This is a genomic window from Rhodoferax sp. BAB1, from assembly GCF_013334205.1.
Taxonomy (GTDB): domain Bacteria; phylum Pseudomonadota; class Gammaproteobacteria; order Burkholderiales; family Burkholderiaceae_C; genus Hylemonella.
Map to the genome: position 1 here is coordinate 2,497,879 of NZ_CP054424.1, position 12,975 is coordinate 2,510,853.

At 64.9% G+C, this 12,975-nt stretch carries 10 protein-coding genes, 4 tRNA genes, 1 other RNA gene and 1 pseudogene; 6 read left to right on the forward strand and 10 right to left on the reverse strand.

From position 1 onward, the window contains the following. Positions 1–56 precede the first annotated feature (56 nt). The 4 genes from prfB (at position 57) to HTY51_RS11985 (ending at position 5,151) form a co-directional block, all read left to right on the forward strand. Positions 57–1,161 (forward strand): peptide chain release factor 2 gene (gene prfB / locus HTY51_RS11970; RefSeq protein WP_174252941.1). Its coding sequence is split into 2 segments (ribosomal slippage): positions 57–137 and positions 139–1,161, totalling 1,104 coding nucleotides; the frame shifts between segments, so codons are not numbered across the junction. A 9-nt stretch (positions 1,162–1,170) separates the two neighbouring features. Beyond that, positions 1,171–3,861, forward strand: a complete 2,691-nt coding sequence (gene pepN / locus HTY51_RS11975; RefSeq protein WP_174252942.1) for an aminopeptidase N — start codon at positions 1,171–1,173, stop codon at positions 3,859–3,861. A gap of 19 nt (positions 3,862–3,880) precedes the next feature. Then, positions 3,881–4,906 carry a class 1 fructose-bisphosphatase gene (locus HTY51_RS11980; RefSeq protein WP_174252943.1) on the forward strand — a complete coding sequence of 342 codons (1,026 nt, stop codon included), beginning with the start codon at positions 3,881–3,883 and terminating at the stop codon, positions 4,904–4,906. Between the two features lie 169 nt (positions 4,907–5,075). Further along, positions 5,076–5,151 (forward strand) — tRNA-Thr (locus tag HTY51_RS11985). Positions 5,152–5,359: 208 nt separating this feature from the next. Here HTY51_RS11985 and ssrA read toward each other — a convergent pair. After that, positions 5,360–5,736: a transfer-messenger RNA gene (ssrA, locus tag HTY51_RS11990) on the reverse strand. 395 nt (positions 5,737–6,131) lie between these two features. Here ssrA and HTY51_RS11995 point away from each other — a divergent pair. Continuing rightward, positions 6,132–6,308, forward strand: a complete 177-nt coding sequence (locus HTY51_RS11995) for a hypothetical protein (protein WP_174252944.1) — start codon at positions 6,132–6,134, stop codon at positions 6,306–6,308. 115 nt (positions 6,309–6,423) lie between these two features. Here HTY51_RS11995 and HTY51_RS12000 read toward each other — a convergent pair. Beyond that, positions 6,424–6,975: pseudogene (locus HTY51_RS12000) on the reverse strand (gallate dioxygenase); the annotation flags it as partial. Positions 6,976–7,009: 34 nt separating this feature from the next. Here HTY51_RS12000 and HTY51_RS18750 point away from each other — a divergent pair. Beyond that, entirely contained in the window at positions 7,010–7,141 is a 132-nt protein-coding gene (locus tag HTY51_RS18750) for a hypothetical protein (RefSeq protein ID WP_256405537.1), read from the forward strand. A 95-nt stretch (positions 7,142–7,236) separates the two neighbouring features. Here HTY51_RS18750 and HTY51_RS12005 read toward each other — a convergent pair. From HTY51_RS12005 to HTY51_RS12040, 8 genes are all read right to left on the reverse strand, one after another. Beyond that, positions 7,237–7,313: transfer RNA gene (locus HTY51_RS12005), tRNA-Asp, on the reverse strand. A 57-nt stretch (positions 7,314–7,370) separates the two neighbouring features. After that, positions 7,371–7,446: transfer RNA gene (locus HTY51_RS12010), tRNA-Glu, on the reverse strand. 34 nt (positions 7,447–7,480) lie between these two features. After that, positions 7,481–7,556, reverse strand: a tRNA-Ala gene (locus tag HTY51_RS12015). 61 nt (positions 7,557–7,617) lie between these two features. Continuing rightward, complete coding sequence (gene gltX, locus HTY51_RS12020; RefSeq protein ID WP_174252945.1) at positions 7,618–9,006, reverse strand: glutamate--tRNA ligase; 1,389 nt, start codon at positions 9,004–9,006, stop codon at positions 7,618–7,620. 12 nt (positions 9,007–9,018) lie between these two features. Continuing rightward, positions 9,019–10,245 carry an O-succinylhomoserine sulfhydrylase gene (locus HTY51_RS12025; protein WP_174252946.1) on the reverse strand — a complete coding sequence of 409 codons (1,227 nt, stop codon included), beginning with the start codon at positions 10,243–10,245 and terminating at the stop codon, positions 9,019–9,021. Between the two features lie 4 nt (positions 10,246–10,249). Continuing rightward, positions 10,250–11,755, reverse strand: a complete 1,506-nt coding sequence (purF, locus tag HTY51_RS12030; RefSeq protein WP_174252947.1) for an amidophosphoribosyltransferase — start codon at positions 11,753–11,755, stop codon at positions 10,250–10,252. 53 nt (positions 11,756–11,808) lie between these two features. Further along, entirely contained in the window at positions 11,809–12,300 is a 492-nt protein-coding gene (locus HTY51_RS12035) for a CvpA family protein (RefSeq protein WP_371733804.1), read from the reverse strand. Positions 12,301–12,304: 4 nt separating this feature from the next. Next, positions 12,305–12,967: an SPOR domain-containing protein gene (locus HTY51_RS12040; protein WP_174252948.1), complete on the reverse strand. Its 663-nt coding sequence runs from the start codon at positions 12,965–12,967 to the stop codon at positions 12,305–12,307. Positions 12,968–12,975 lie beyond the last annotated feature (8 nt).

The following is a 12,975-nucleotide window of genomic DNA, read 5'->3' on the forward strand; positions in this document are numbered from 1 at the left end:
CCTCAACACTGCCACCGGCAGACCGCCCCCACAGAACCCAGACAGGATCCCCCATCATGGACGCAGAACAAATCAATGCCATCGGTAGCAAACTGGCCGACCTGAGCCAGCGCACGGTCGAGCTCCGGAGGTATCTTTGACTACGATGCCAAAGCTGAACGGCTGAGGACGGTCAACGCCTCGCTGGAAGACCCCACGGTCTGGAACGACCCCAAGCGCGCCCAGGAACTGGGCAAGGAGAAGAAGGCGCTGGACGACGTGGTCGTCACGCTGGACAAGCTGACCAGCGAACTCTCCGACAACTCCGAGCTCTACGAGATGAGCAAGGAAGAAGGCGACGAGGCCGGCCTCAAGACCATCTCGGCCGAAGAAGCCAAGCTCTCCGAAATCGTGGAGAAGCTGGAATTCCGCCGCATGTTCAACAACCCGGCCGACCCGTTGCCCGCCTTCCTGGACATCCAGGCCGGCGCCGGCGGCACCGAGGCCTGCGACTGGGCCAGCATGCTGCTGCGCCAGTACCTGAAGTACGCCGAGCGCAAGGGCTTCAAGGCCACGGTGGAAGAAGAAACCCCGGGGGACACCGCCGGCATCAAGAGCGCCTCCATCAAGATCGAGGGTGACTACGCCTTCGGCCTGCTGCGCACCGAGACCGGCGTGCACCGCCTGGTGCGCAAGTCGCCCTTCGACAGTTCGGGTGGCCGCCACACCAGCTTTGCCAGCGTCTTCGTCTACCCGGAGATCGACGACACCATCGAGATCGACATCAACCCGGCCGATGTGCGCACCGACACCTTCCGCGCCAGCGGCGCCGGCGGCCAGCACATCAACAAGACCGACTCGGCCGTGCGCCTCACGCACATCCCCACCGGCATCGTGGTGCAGTGCCAGGACGGCCGCAGCCAGCACAGCAACCGCGACGTGGCGTGGAAACGCCTGCGCAGCCGCCTGTACGACCACGAGATGCGCAAGCGCCAGGAAGAACAGCAGAAGCTGGAAGACAGCAAGACCGACGTGGGCTGGGGCCACCAGATCCGCTCTTACGTGCTGGACCAGAGCCGCATCAAGGACCTGCGCACCAACTACGAGACCTCGGCCACCCAGAAGGTTCTGGACGGCGACCTCGACCCCTTCATCGAAGCCTCGCTGAAACAAGGCGTTTAAGGAATCACCATGCGTGAAGGACAAGCCCACGTCATCCGGCGCGAAGACTACACCGCCCCCGCCTACTGGATCGACACCGTCGACCTGAGTTTCGACCTCGACCCGGCCAAGACCCGCGTCCTCAACAGGATGACGCTGCGTCGCAACCCGGCGGTGGCGGCCCAGCCCCTGCGCCTGGACGGCGAGGAGCTGAACCTGGCGCGCGTGCTCGTCAACGGCCAGGGCACCAGCTTCAAGATGGACGGCGGCCAGCTGGTGCTGGAGAACCTGCCCGAGGGCGAGGCGCCTTTCGAACTGGAGATCTTCACCACCTGCGCCCCGGTGAAAAACACCAAGCTCATGGGCCTGTACGTAAGCAACGACTCCTTCTTCACGCAATGTGAAGCAGAGGGCTTCCGTCGTATCACCTACTTCCTGGATCGCCCGGACGTGATGGCCAGCTACACGGTGACCCTGCGCGCCGACAAGCAGAAGTATCCGGTGCTGCTGTCCAACGGCAATCTGGTGGAACAGGGTGCGCTGGAAGACGGCCGCCACTACGCCAAGTGGGTCGACCCGCACCGCAAGCCCTGCTACCTGTTTGCGCTGGTGGCCGGCCAGCTGGTGGCGCGCGAACAGCGCATCACCGCGCGCAACGGCCAGGACCACCTGCTGCAGGTCTATGTGCGCCCGGGCGACCTGGACAAGACCGAACACGCCATGAACTCCCTCATGGCCTCCGTGGCCTGGGACGAGGCGCGCTTCAAGCTGCCGCTGGACCTGGAACGTTTCATGATCGTCGCCACCAGCGACTTCAACATGGGCGCCATGGAGAACAAGGGCCTGAACATCTTCAACACGAAGTACGTTCTGGCCAACCAGGCCACCGCCACCGACGCCGACTACGCCAACATCGAAAGTGTGGTGGGCCACGAGTACTTCCACAACTGGACCGGCAACCGCGTCACCTGCCGCGACTGGTTCCAGCTCAGCCTCAAGGAAGGCCTGACCGTCTTCCGCGACCAGGAGTTCAGCCAGGACCTGGCGGGCGACCTCTCGGCGCGCGCCGTCAAGCGCATCGAGGACGTGCGCGTGCTGCGCACCGCCCAGTTCCCCGAGGACGCCGGCCCCATGGCCCACCCGGTGCGGCCCGACAGCTACATCGAGATCAACAACTTCTACACCGTTACCGTCTACGAGAAGGGCGCCGAAGTCGTGCGCATGCAGCAGACGCTGACCAGCCGCGAAGGTTTTGCCAAGGGCATGGCGCTGTACTTCCAGCGCCATGACGGCCAGGCCGTGACCTGCGACGATTTCGCCCAGGCCATCGCCGACGCCAACCCCGGCTCCGAGCTGGCACGCCTGCTGCCGCAGTTCAAGCGCTGGTACAGCCAGGCCGGCACACCCCGCCTGAACGCCAGCGCCCAGTACGACGCCGCAGCCCGCAGCTACACGCTGACGCTGGCCCAGTCCTGTGCCCCCACCCCGGGCCAGGCGGTGAAAGAGCCTTTCGTCATCCCGGTCAGCCTGGGCCTGATCACGGCCGACGGCCGCGCGCTGCCGCTGCAATTGGATGGCGAGGCCGAACCCGGCCCCAGCTCGCGCACCATCGTGCTGACCGAAGCCTCGCAGACGCTGCGCTTCGTCAACGTCGATGCCGAGCCCGTGCCTTCCCTGCTGCGCGGTTTCAGTGCCCCCGTGGTGCTCGAGTTCGACTACAGCGACGAGCAGCTGCTGGCCCTGCTGGCCCATGACACCGACCCCTTCAACCGCTGGGAAGCCGGTCAGCGCCTGGCCGTCAAGCGCGCACTGGCCTTCATCCGTGGCCACGCCCAGCCGGGCGAGGCCAAGGTGCTGGACGCTGCCTACATCGACGCCATGCGCCAGGTGCTGCGCCACCCCACGCTGGACGCCGCCTTCAAGGAACTGGTGCTCACCCTGCCCGCCGAGACCTATATGGCCGAGCAGCTGGACGTGGTGGACCCGCAGCGTGTGCATGCCGTGCGCGAGTCCATGCGCCAGCAACTGGCGCTGGAACTGCGCCACGACTGGGCCTGGGCCTACGAGGAACACCAGGCCACCGGCGCCTACCGCCCGGACGCCGCATCCGCCGGCCGCCGCGCCCTGACTGGCCTGGCGCTCACCATGCTGTGTCTTGCCGCACGCGAGACCGGTGACGTGATCTGGCCCGGCAAGACCTACCAGCGCTTCAAGGACGCGGGCAACATGACCGACCGCTTCAATGCGCTGGCCGCCCTGGTCCACAGCGGGCACGAACTGGCCAAAGCTGCGCTGGAACGCTTCCATGCCCTGTTCAAGGACGAGGCCCTGGTGCTGGACAAGTGGTTCGCCCTGCAGGCCGGCGCCTGCGACCGCGGCGGCCAGGTGCTGCCCGCCGTGCGCCAGCTCATGAGCCACCCGGACTTCAACCTGCGCAACCCGAATCGCGCGCGCAGCCTGATCTTCAGCTACTGCAGTGCCAACCCGGGCGCCTTCCACCGCGCCGACGCCGCCGGTTATGTCTACTGGAGCGAACGCGTGCTAGAGCTGGACGGGATCAACCCGCAGGTGGCCGCCCGCCTGGCACGTGCGCTGGACCGCTGGAAGAAGCTGGCCGAGCCCTACCGCACCGCCGCGCGCGAGGCCATCGCCCGCGTGGCGACCAAACCCGAGCTGAGCAACGACGTGCGCGAGGTCGTGACCCGCGCCCTCGCCGACTGAACCCAACGAGAGGACCGACATGAGTTCCAAGATCTCCCTCACCCGCTACCTGGTCGAACAGCAGCGCGTACACGGCCACATTCCGTCGGAGCTGCGCCTGCTGCTGGAAGTGGTGGCCCGCGCCTGCAAGAGCATCAGCCAGGCCGTCAATAAGGGCGCCCTGGGCGGCGTGCTGGGCAGCGCCGGCAGCGAGAATGTGCAGGGTGAGGTGCAGAAGAAGCTGGACATCATCGCCAACGAGGTCCTGATCGAAGCCAATGAATGGGGTGGCCACCTGGCCGCCATGGCCTCGGAGGAGATGGACGACATCTACGCCGTGCCCAATCGCTACCCCCTGGGCGAATACCTGCTGCTGTTCGATCCCCTGGACGGATCGAGCAACATCGATGTCAACGTCAGCATTGGCACCATCTTCAGCGTGCTGAAAAAGCACAACGACGACCCCAAGACCGTCGAACCTGTGAGTGCGAGCGACTTCCTGCAACCGGGCAAACAGCAAGTGGCTGCCGGCTACTGCGTCTACGGCCCGCAGACCACCCTGGTGCTGACCGTGGGTGATGGCGTGGCCATGTTCACGCTGGACCGTGAGCAGGGTTCCTTCGTGCTCACGCAGGAGAACGTGCAGATCCCGGAAGACACCAGGGAATTCGCGATCAACATGAGCAATATGCGCCACTGGGACGAACCGGTAAAGCGTTACATCGACGAATGCCTGTTGGGCAAGGAAGGTCCGCGCGGCAAGGACTTCAACATGCGCTGGATTGCCAGCATGGTGGCCGACGTGCACCGCATCCTGACCCGCGGCGGCGTCTTCATGTACCCCTGGGACAAGCGTGAGCCCAACAAGCCCGGCAAGCTGCGCCTGATGTACGAAGCCAACCCCATGGGCTGGCTGGTCGAGCAGGCCGGCGGCGCCGCCACCAACGGCCGCCAGCGCATCCTGGACATCCAGCCCACCAGCCTGCACGAGCGCGTCAGCGTGATCCTGGGCTCGAAGAACGAGGTCGAGCGCGTCACGGCCTATCACCAAGGCAAGGCTGAATAAGTCCTTGGCGTGTGCTGCATCCCCGCCTCGGGCGGTCTGCGGCGTTGCAAATCCTCGCCATAGCTGGACTATGGCTGCGGTTTTCGCCTTGCATCCCATCCCGATGCGAGGCGCAGCCCAGTCGCCAGGACCTGCTCAGCCCTGCCCAAGGTATAATTTTGGGCTTAGCGCCGGTGTAGCTCAGTTGGTAGAGCAGCTCATTCGTAATGAGAAGGTCGAGGGTTCGATTCCTTTCTCCGGCACCATGACAGTGAAGGAAAGCCCGCTATCAAATAGGTAGCGGGCTTTTTCTTTGCCCAGTCGATGCAAGGGCAGCTTCCCTGCGATGTTGCGCAAACTCGGATCCGGTCTTGCCGGCCATCCAGCAGCATTGATAAACCTCGCCGTTGTCCAACGATCAGGCAAGAAAGAGCCCCCGATGATTTCTCATCGGGGGCTCTTTAACAGGGTAGGTGGTGGAGCTGGCGGGATTTGAACCCGCGTCCGCAAGCCTTCTTCGTACAGTTCTACATGTGTAGCCATCTGATTTAAGTCTCGCTTCTTGCATCGCGCAGTGGCACGCTATGCAAGACGCCAGCAACCTATTTTCTCGACCCGCCCTAAGTTACCCAAGGCGGGCCCAGCCGAATGAAGTTACCCCACAGCCTGGACAGCTTGCGCCACCCTTGCCCAGCCTATCGGCTTGCTGTTGTGAGGCTCACGTGCAATTAAGCAGCGAGTGCGAAACGTTCGTCGTTTGCAGTTAGTTTGTTTGAATCTGTTTTACGAGCACATTCAGCTCGACATGCCCTGCCACGCGTCCGAACCCACGTCGAAACCAGTGCAGCCCCTGTGATCGGTATTTTAGGCGCATTACTCCTTTTTCAAGGGCTGACCGCACGACCAAGGGATCAGGGATGTGCCGCGGCGGGATCGGCGGCAGTTTCAAGCCATGCCATATTGATTTGCTCATAAGAATCAACGGGTTAGCCAGACTGGCCGGAGACTCGGGTGCATTTTCCCGGCACCGGCAGCAAGCCCTGGCCTGCAAAGTCCGGGCTTTCCCATGGGCCGCGACAGCCCAGCCGCTCTGTGCATCACCCCCGAGCCTCCCGATCTCTCGTCACGGGCGTGAACTTTGACGCATAGATGGCTGGAAAAAGACGCTGTGGCCGTTGACCTGCCTGGCGGGCGCAGCACAATGGGTCTGCCCTGCGCCATCCTTGGCATGAAGCGGGGCCCAACCATGCAACAAGCCACCAGACCATCCACCGAAGACTCCGCGAAGGAAATCGAGGCGATGGCGCGCGCTGCGGCCCTGCTGCTGGACGTCGGCGACCTGAAGAGCTCCGAGAGCGTAGGCCGCCTGCTGCTGGCGATCGAGCAGCGCGCAGCCGAACTGGCCCGGAGTGCCAGCGCCTGAGCTGCCTGCAGGGCCGCATGCGGCGGTGGCCCGAATAATCCCCGGCATCAAGAAAGCCCTGGCGCAGCCGCACCAGGGCTTTTGTCCATGCCGATGCCAGCGCCGTGCGGGGCGACTACCTGGTCTCGGACCAGTCCTTCTTGCCCGCCTCGGTGCTGGCCACCGAGTACAGGACCGGCGAATTGCGCGTCTTCTGGAAGGCCTCCAGGCTCTCGCCGCGCATGGCGGCGTAGATGTGCAGGTTGGACACGCCGACCACCGCGCCGAACTTCTCCAGGCCGAAGAAGATGCAGCCGTAATGGATCAGGCCGCGCCAGTCGCGCCGACGCAGCAGGGCCTTCTCCTCTTCGCTCAGGCCGGCCTCGGTAAAGCTGGTTTCCTCGTCCCGCTTGAAGGCTGCACGGTGCGCAGGGGCCACCATGTCGTGCAGGAACTTGTTGAGGCGATAGGCCTTGAAGCTGCGTGCCAGGGTGTAGGGATAGGTGCCCTGCAGGCGTTCAGCGCCGGCCAGCTGCTGGGCCATGTGCGCGCGGTGGCGCTCCACCTCGCCCACCACGGGCGGTGAGGCCAGGTTCTCGTAGATCGCGGTGGCGATGCCAGTCATCGAGGGCAGGTAGTAGGTCTGGTGGACCTTCTTCACCTGCGCGGACAGCGCGCCGCGCCAGATCGCGCAGCACCCGCTGACCGCGCCCCACATCCACGTGGTACCCATTGCAAAGGCAGGGCTGCCGCTCACGGTCGGCGCCATCATCCGCAGCGACTCGGTCGTCTCCCCCGCCATCCGCCACTTCATCGCACACCTGCACCGCGCAGCGCACCAGTTGCCCAGGTAGGACAGCAGGGCTGGCTGGGGCCTCATCTCAAAATGACGACGGGGGGCGGGCAAGAAAAAAGCCGCTGCATTTGCATGCAACGGCTTTTCATTTTTTGGCGGAGTGGACGGGACTCGAACCCGCGACCCCCGGCGTGACAGGCCGGTATTCTAACCAACTGAACTACCACTCCACGTGGTAGCAACGTTTGTCTGCTTGCAGCTGCAAACAGACCAAGTGCTGCAAAACTTGGCGACCCTACGGGGATTCGAACCCCGGTACTCACCGTGAAAGGGTGATGTCCTAGGCCTCTAGACGATAGGGTCAAAACCTGGACTGATTTCCATCTCGACAAGAAATTGGTGGAGGTAAACGGGATCGAACCGATGACCTCTTGCATGCCATGCAAGCGCTCTCCCAGCTGAGCTATACCCCCATTTCTAAACGACACTCTTTTTCAAGAGCATCGCGTCGAGCCTCGAATTATAGACTGAAATTCAGACCCTTTGCAAACGGGTCAGAACTTTTTCGCGGGGCAGCAGCTCCAGCACGGCATCCAGCGAGGGGGTCTGGGGCGTGCCCAGCACCAGCACACGCACCGGCATGGCCAGCTGCGGCATCTTCAAGCCTGCAGCGGTGAGCACTTCCTTGATGGCCGCGGCAATGCCGGCCTTGTCCCAGGCACAGGCAGCCAGCTTGTCCTGGAGCTGGGCCAGCGCGGGCTTGACGGCATCGGTCACGTGCTGGGCCATGTCCTCGGCCTTCGGGGTCACGTCGCCATAAAAGGCCTGGGCCCAGTCGGCGAGGGCCACGGTGGTGTCGCAGCGGTCCTTGAACAGGCCGCAGATGCGCGGCAGGCGCTCGTCGGCGGCGATGCCGCGCTTCTGCAACTGCTCGGCCACCAGTGGCGCCAGGGCCTCGTCGGCCATGGCCTTGAGGTGCTGGGCGTTGACCCAGCGCAGCTTGGCCTCGTCGAACTGCGCGGCGCTGCGACCCAGGTGATCGAGGTCGAACCACTCCAGGAACTGCGCACGGCTGAAGATTTCGTCGTCGCCATGGCTCCAGCCCAGACGCGCCAGGTAGTTGACCATGGCATCGGGCAGGTAGCCCTCGTCGCGGTACTGGGTGACGGGCTTGGCGCCGTTGCGCTTGCTCATCTTCTCGCCCTGCTCGTTGAGCACGGTGGGCAGGTGGGCGTAGACCGGGGGTTCCTTGCCCAGGGCCTTGAAGATGTTGATCTGGCGCGGCGTGTTGTTCACGTGGTCGTCGCCACGGATCACGTGAGTGATGGCCATGTCGATGTCGTCCACCACCACGCAGAAGTTGTAGGTGGGCGTGCCGTCGGGGCGCGCGATCACCAGGTCGTCGAGTTCATCGTTGCTGATCTCGATGCGGCCCTTGACCTTGTCGTCCCACACCACGGCGCCGCCCAGCGGGTTCTTGAAACGCAGCACGGGCTTCACACCGGCAGGCACCGGCGGCAGGGCCTTGCCCGGCTCGGGGCGCCAGGTGCCGTCGTAACGGGGTTTCTGCTTGTGGGCCATCTGGCGCTCGCGCAAGGCGTCGAGCTCCTCCACGCTCATGTAGCAGGGGTAGACATGGCCGGCAGCCTGCAGCTCGGCCAGCACGACCTTGTAGCGCTCCATGCGCTGCATTTGGTAGAACGGGCCTTCGTCATAGCTCAGACCCAGCCAGGCCATGCCTTCGATGATGACGTCCACTGCGGCCTGGGTGGAGCGATCCAGGTCGGTGTCCTCGATGCGCAGAATGAAGTCCCCCCCCGTGGCGCGCGCGAACGCCCAGGGATAAAGGGCCGAGCGGATGTTGCCGAGGTGGATGAAACCCGTCGGCGACGGGGCGAAGCGGGTACGAACGCGTTGGGTCACGGTGAAATCAGTTCAAAGGGTGTTCAGGCCGCGTGCCAGGTCGTCCTGCACGTCCTGCGGATGCTCCAGGCCCACGGCCACACGGATCAGGCCCTGGCCGATGCCGGCCGCCTGGCGCTGGGCCTCGGACAGCTTGCCGTGCGAGGTGCTGGCCGGGTGGGTGAGCAGGGTCTTGGTGTCGCCCAGGTTGGTGCACAGCGACAGGGTCTGCAGCGAGTCCAGCACATGGAAGGCACGCGCACGCGCCTGCTCGGGGCTGGTCGCCTTCACATCGAAGGACAGCACGGCGCCACCCAGGCCCGACATCTGCTGCATGGCCAAGGCATGCTGGGGGTGGTCGGCCAGCGCGGGGTAATGCACGCGTGCCACCGCCGGGTGCTGCTGCAGCCAGAGGGCCAGTTCATGCGTGAGCGCGCTCTGGGCGCGCATGCGCAGGTCCAGCGTCTCCAGGCCCTTGAGCACCACCCAGGCGTTGAAGGGTGACAGCACCATGCCGCTGTTCTTCTGCACGGGCAGGAATTTCTCCAGCACCATCTTCTCGCTGGCGCACAGGGCGCCGGCCATGACACGGCCCTGGCCGTCGAGGTACTTGGTGCCCGAGTGCATGACGATGTCGGCGCCCATGTCGACCGGGCGCTGCAGCGCGGGCGTGGCAAAGCAGTTGTCCACGGCCAGCAGGGCGCCGGCGTTGTGCGCGATGTCGGCCAGCGCGGCGATGTCGCAGACCTCGGTCAGCGGGTTGGTGGGCGTCTCGGCAAACAGCAGGCGCGTGTTGGGGCGCACCGCTTGTTTCCAGGCCGCCAGATCGGTCTGCGGCACGGCGGTGGACTCCACACCGAAGCGGGCGAACTCGGAGCCAATCAGCTTGATGGTCGAGCCGAACAGGGACTGGGAATAAACCACGTGGTCGCCCGCCTTCAGCAGGCTGAAGCACATCAGCATGATGGCCGACATGCCGGAGGAGGTGGCCATGCAGGCCTCGGTTCCCTCCAGGGCCGCCAACCTCTGCTCGAAGCTGGTGACCGTGGGGTTGCCGGAGCGGCCGTAGGTGTAGCCCTCCTCTTCGCCGGCAAAACGGCGCGCGGAGATCTCCGCGCTGGGCTGCACATAACCGCTGGTCAGGTACAGCGCCTCGGAGTTTTCGCCGTACTGGCTGCGCTCGACGGCCGCACGCACCGCCAGCGTCTGCAGGCGCAGGCCTTCGGGCCGGGATTTTTCCCTGGAGGTCTTGCTGCTCATGCGCTCAGTCCCCCTGGTGGTTGGGCAGGGCCAGACGCGAGGTGTCGGCGTCGTCCTCGCCCCCCTTGACGCGGCTGGCATTCAGGCGCGCGATGTCTTCGGCCTGGATGTCACCCGTGACATACACACCGTCGAAGCAGGACGCGTCGAAACCGCTGATCTTCTTGTTCAGCTTGCCGATGGCATGTTTCATGGCGTCCACGTCCTGGTAGATCAGCGCATCGGCGCCAATGATCTGGCGCACTTCCTCCACGGTACGGCCATGCGCCACCAGCTCTTCCACCGTGGGCATGTCGATGCCGTAGACGTTGGGGAAACGCACCGGCGGCGCGGCACTGGCCATGTAGACCTTGTTGGCGCCGGCCTCGCGCGCCATCTGCACGATCTCGCGGCTGGTCGTGCCACGCACGATGGAGTCGTCCACCAGCAAGACGTTGCGGCCCTTGAACTCGCTGCCGATCACGTTGAGCTTCTGGCGCACGCTCTTCTTGCGCACAGCCTGGCCCGGCATGATGAAGGTGCGGCCCACATAGCGGTTCTTCACGAAACCCTCGCGGTAGGGCAGGCCCAGCAGCTGGGCCAGCTGCATGGCGCTGGGGCGGCTCGATTCGGGGATGGGGATGACGACGTCGATCTCGCTGGGTGGCACGGTGGAGACCACGCGCTTGGCCAGGGTCTCGCCCAGGTTCAGGCGCGCCTGGTAGACCGAGATGCCGTCCATCACCGAGTCGGGGCGGGCCAGGTAGACGAATTCGAAGATGCAGGGGTGCAGGCGCGGCACGTCGGCGCACTGCAGGGCGCTGACGCGGCCTTCCAGGTCGATGAACACCGCCTCGCCCGGCGCGATGTCGCGCTCGAGTACATGGCCCGTGCCTTCGAGCACCACGGATTCGCTGGCCAGCATCACCGTGCCCTCGGCGCTGCGCCCCATGCACAGGGGACGGATGCCATAGGGATCACGGAAGGCCAGCACACCGTGGCCGGCGATCAGCGCGATCACGGCATAGGAGCCGCGGATGCGCTTGTGCACCTGGCGCACGGCGGCGAACACCTCACCGACACGCAGCGGTTTGCCGCGCGTGGACTTGTCCAGTTCGTCGGCCAGCACGTTGAGCAGGACTTCGGAGTCGCTCTCGGTGTTGATGTGGCGGTGGTCGGTGTTGAACAGCTCGGCCTTGAGCGCATGCGCATTGGTCAGGTTGCCGTTGTGCACCAGCACGATGCCGAAGGGCGCGTTCACGTAGAAGGGCTGCGCCTCTTCCTCGCTGTAGGCGTTGCCCGCCGTCGGATAACGGGCCTGGCCCAGGCCGCAGTTGCCCGGCAACGCACGCATATTGCGCGTGCGGAACACGTCCTTCACCATGCCCTTGGCCTTGTGCATGAAGAACTTGCGATCCTGCTGGGTCACGATGCCGGCCGCATCCTGCCCGCGGTGCTGCAGCAGCAGCAGCGAGTCATAGATCAGCTGGTTGACGGGTGCGTTGCTGACAACGCCGACGATTCCACACATAGTTTCACTTCCAGTCAGGGGCACACGGCCAGTCCGTGCACGACCCGATCATTTCAGGGCAAATACTTTCCCACACTTTGCGGCAGCATCGGCTTGAGCACCTTCAGCACCTCCACCGACACCCGCGCGGCCTTGGCCTCACGCCACCAGGCCTGGCTCTTGAGCGACGACATCAGCACCAGCACCGCCAGTGCCAGCAACAGGATGACGCCGCGCAGCAGGCCGAACACACCGCCCAGCACCCGGTCCACGGGCCGCAGGCCGGCCTGCTCGATCAATTTGGGTATACCCCACACGACCAGACCGCCGATGAACACGGACGCCACGAAAACCAGCACAAAACCGATGATCTGGACCAAGGCCTCCGAGCTGCTGTCGATCGGCAACTGGCGGCCGACATCGGCACCCAGCCACTGGGCCAGCACGAAGGCCAGCAGCCAGTTCAATACCGACATCACCTCGTAAACAAAACCGCGCCAGACACCCAGGGCGGTCGAGGCCAGCAAGGCAGCGATGAAAATCCAGTCGAGTACGGCGATGGCCATGTCCTTACAGGCTCAGCACCGTTCCCGGCAGATCGAGTTTCTTGAGCTTCTCCGCGGCACGCTCGGCCTCGGCCTTGCTGGCAAAGGGGCCGGCACGCACCCGGATGCGCTTGCCGTCCTTGGTCTCCACGGCCTGGGTGTAATTCTTGAGGCCGGCGCGCTCGATCTTGCTGCGCGCCTCGCGCGCACGGCTTTCGTCGGCAAAGGAGCCGACCTGCACCACGTAACGGGTTTCGGCCGCCGCCTTGCTGTCGGCCTTTTTGGGTTCTGCCTTGGTGTCGGGCTTGGTCGCCTTGGGTTCAGGCCTGGCCTCGGGTTTGGCAGCCGGCGCCGGTTTGGCCGCTGAAGCAGGGGCTGCTTCGGTGATGGGGCCCGAGGCCGAGGCGGAGGGCGGGGTTTCGGGTACAGCGGCTGCCGGCGCCGGCAGGGCGGGGGCGGTCAGCGGCAGCACCTTGTTCTTGTCGGGGATCTCGATCGGCAGGTCCACCGCCACGGGGCGCGGCTGCTTGTCCACCAGCAGGGGAAAACCGATGACGCCGATCAGCACCAGGATGGCCGAACCGATCAGCCGGTTCTTGGCGCGCCGACGCAGCACCTCGACGCTCTCGGGCTGCGCGGCAGGCGCTGTCTGATCGTCACCACCCTTGCGGAACTTGAAAAAGGCCATGTGCTACG

What these genes read in the sequence shown, in the direction of transcription:
- pepN (WP_174252942.1), top strand. Translation starts at nt 1,171, where the DNA reads ATGCGTGAAGGACAAGCCCACGTCATCCGGCGCGAAGACTACACCGCC.
- HTY51_RS11980 (WP_174252943.1), top strand. Translation starts at nt 3,881, where the DNA reads ATGAGTTCCAAGATCTCCCTCACCCGCTACCTGGTCGAACAGCAGCGC.
- HTY51_RS11995 (WP_174252944.1), top strand. Translation starts at nt 6,132, where the DNA reads ATGCAACAAGCCACCAGACCATCCACCGAAGACTCCGCGAAGGAAATC.
- HTY51_RS12025 (WP_174252946.1), bottom strand. Translation starts at nt 10,245, where the DNA reads ATGAGCAGCAAGACCTCCAGGGAAAAATCCCGGCCCGAAGGCCTGCGC.
- purF (WP_174252947.1), bottom strand. Translation starts at nt 11,755, where the DNA reads ATGTGTGGAATCGTCGGCGTTGTCAGCAACGCACCCGTCAACCAGCTG.
- HTY51_RS12035 (WP_371733804.1), bottom strand. Translation starts at nt 12,300, where the DNA reads ATGGCCATCGCCGTACTCGACTGGATTTTCATCGCTGCCTTGCTGGCC.
- HTY51_RS12040 (WP_174252948.1), bottom strand. Translation starts at nt 12,967, where the DNA reads ATGGCCTTTTTCAAGTTCCGCAAGGGTGGTGACGATCAGACAGCGCCT.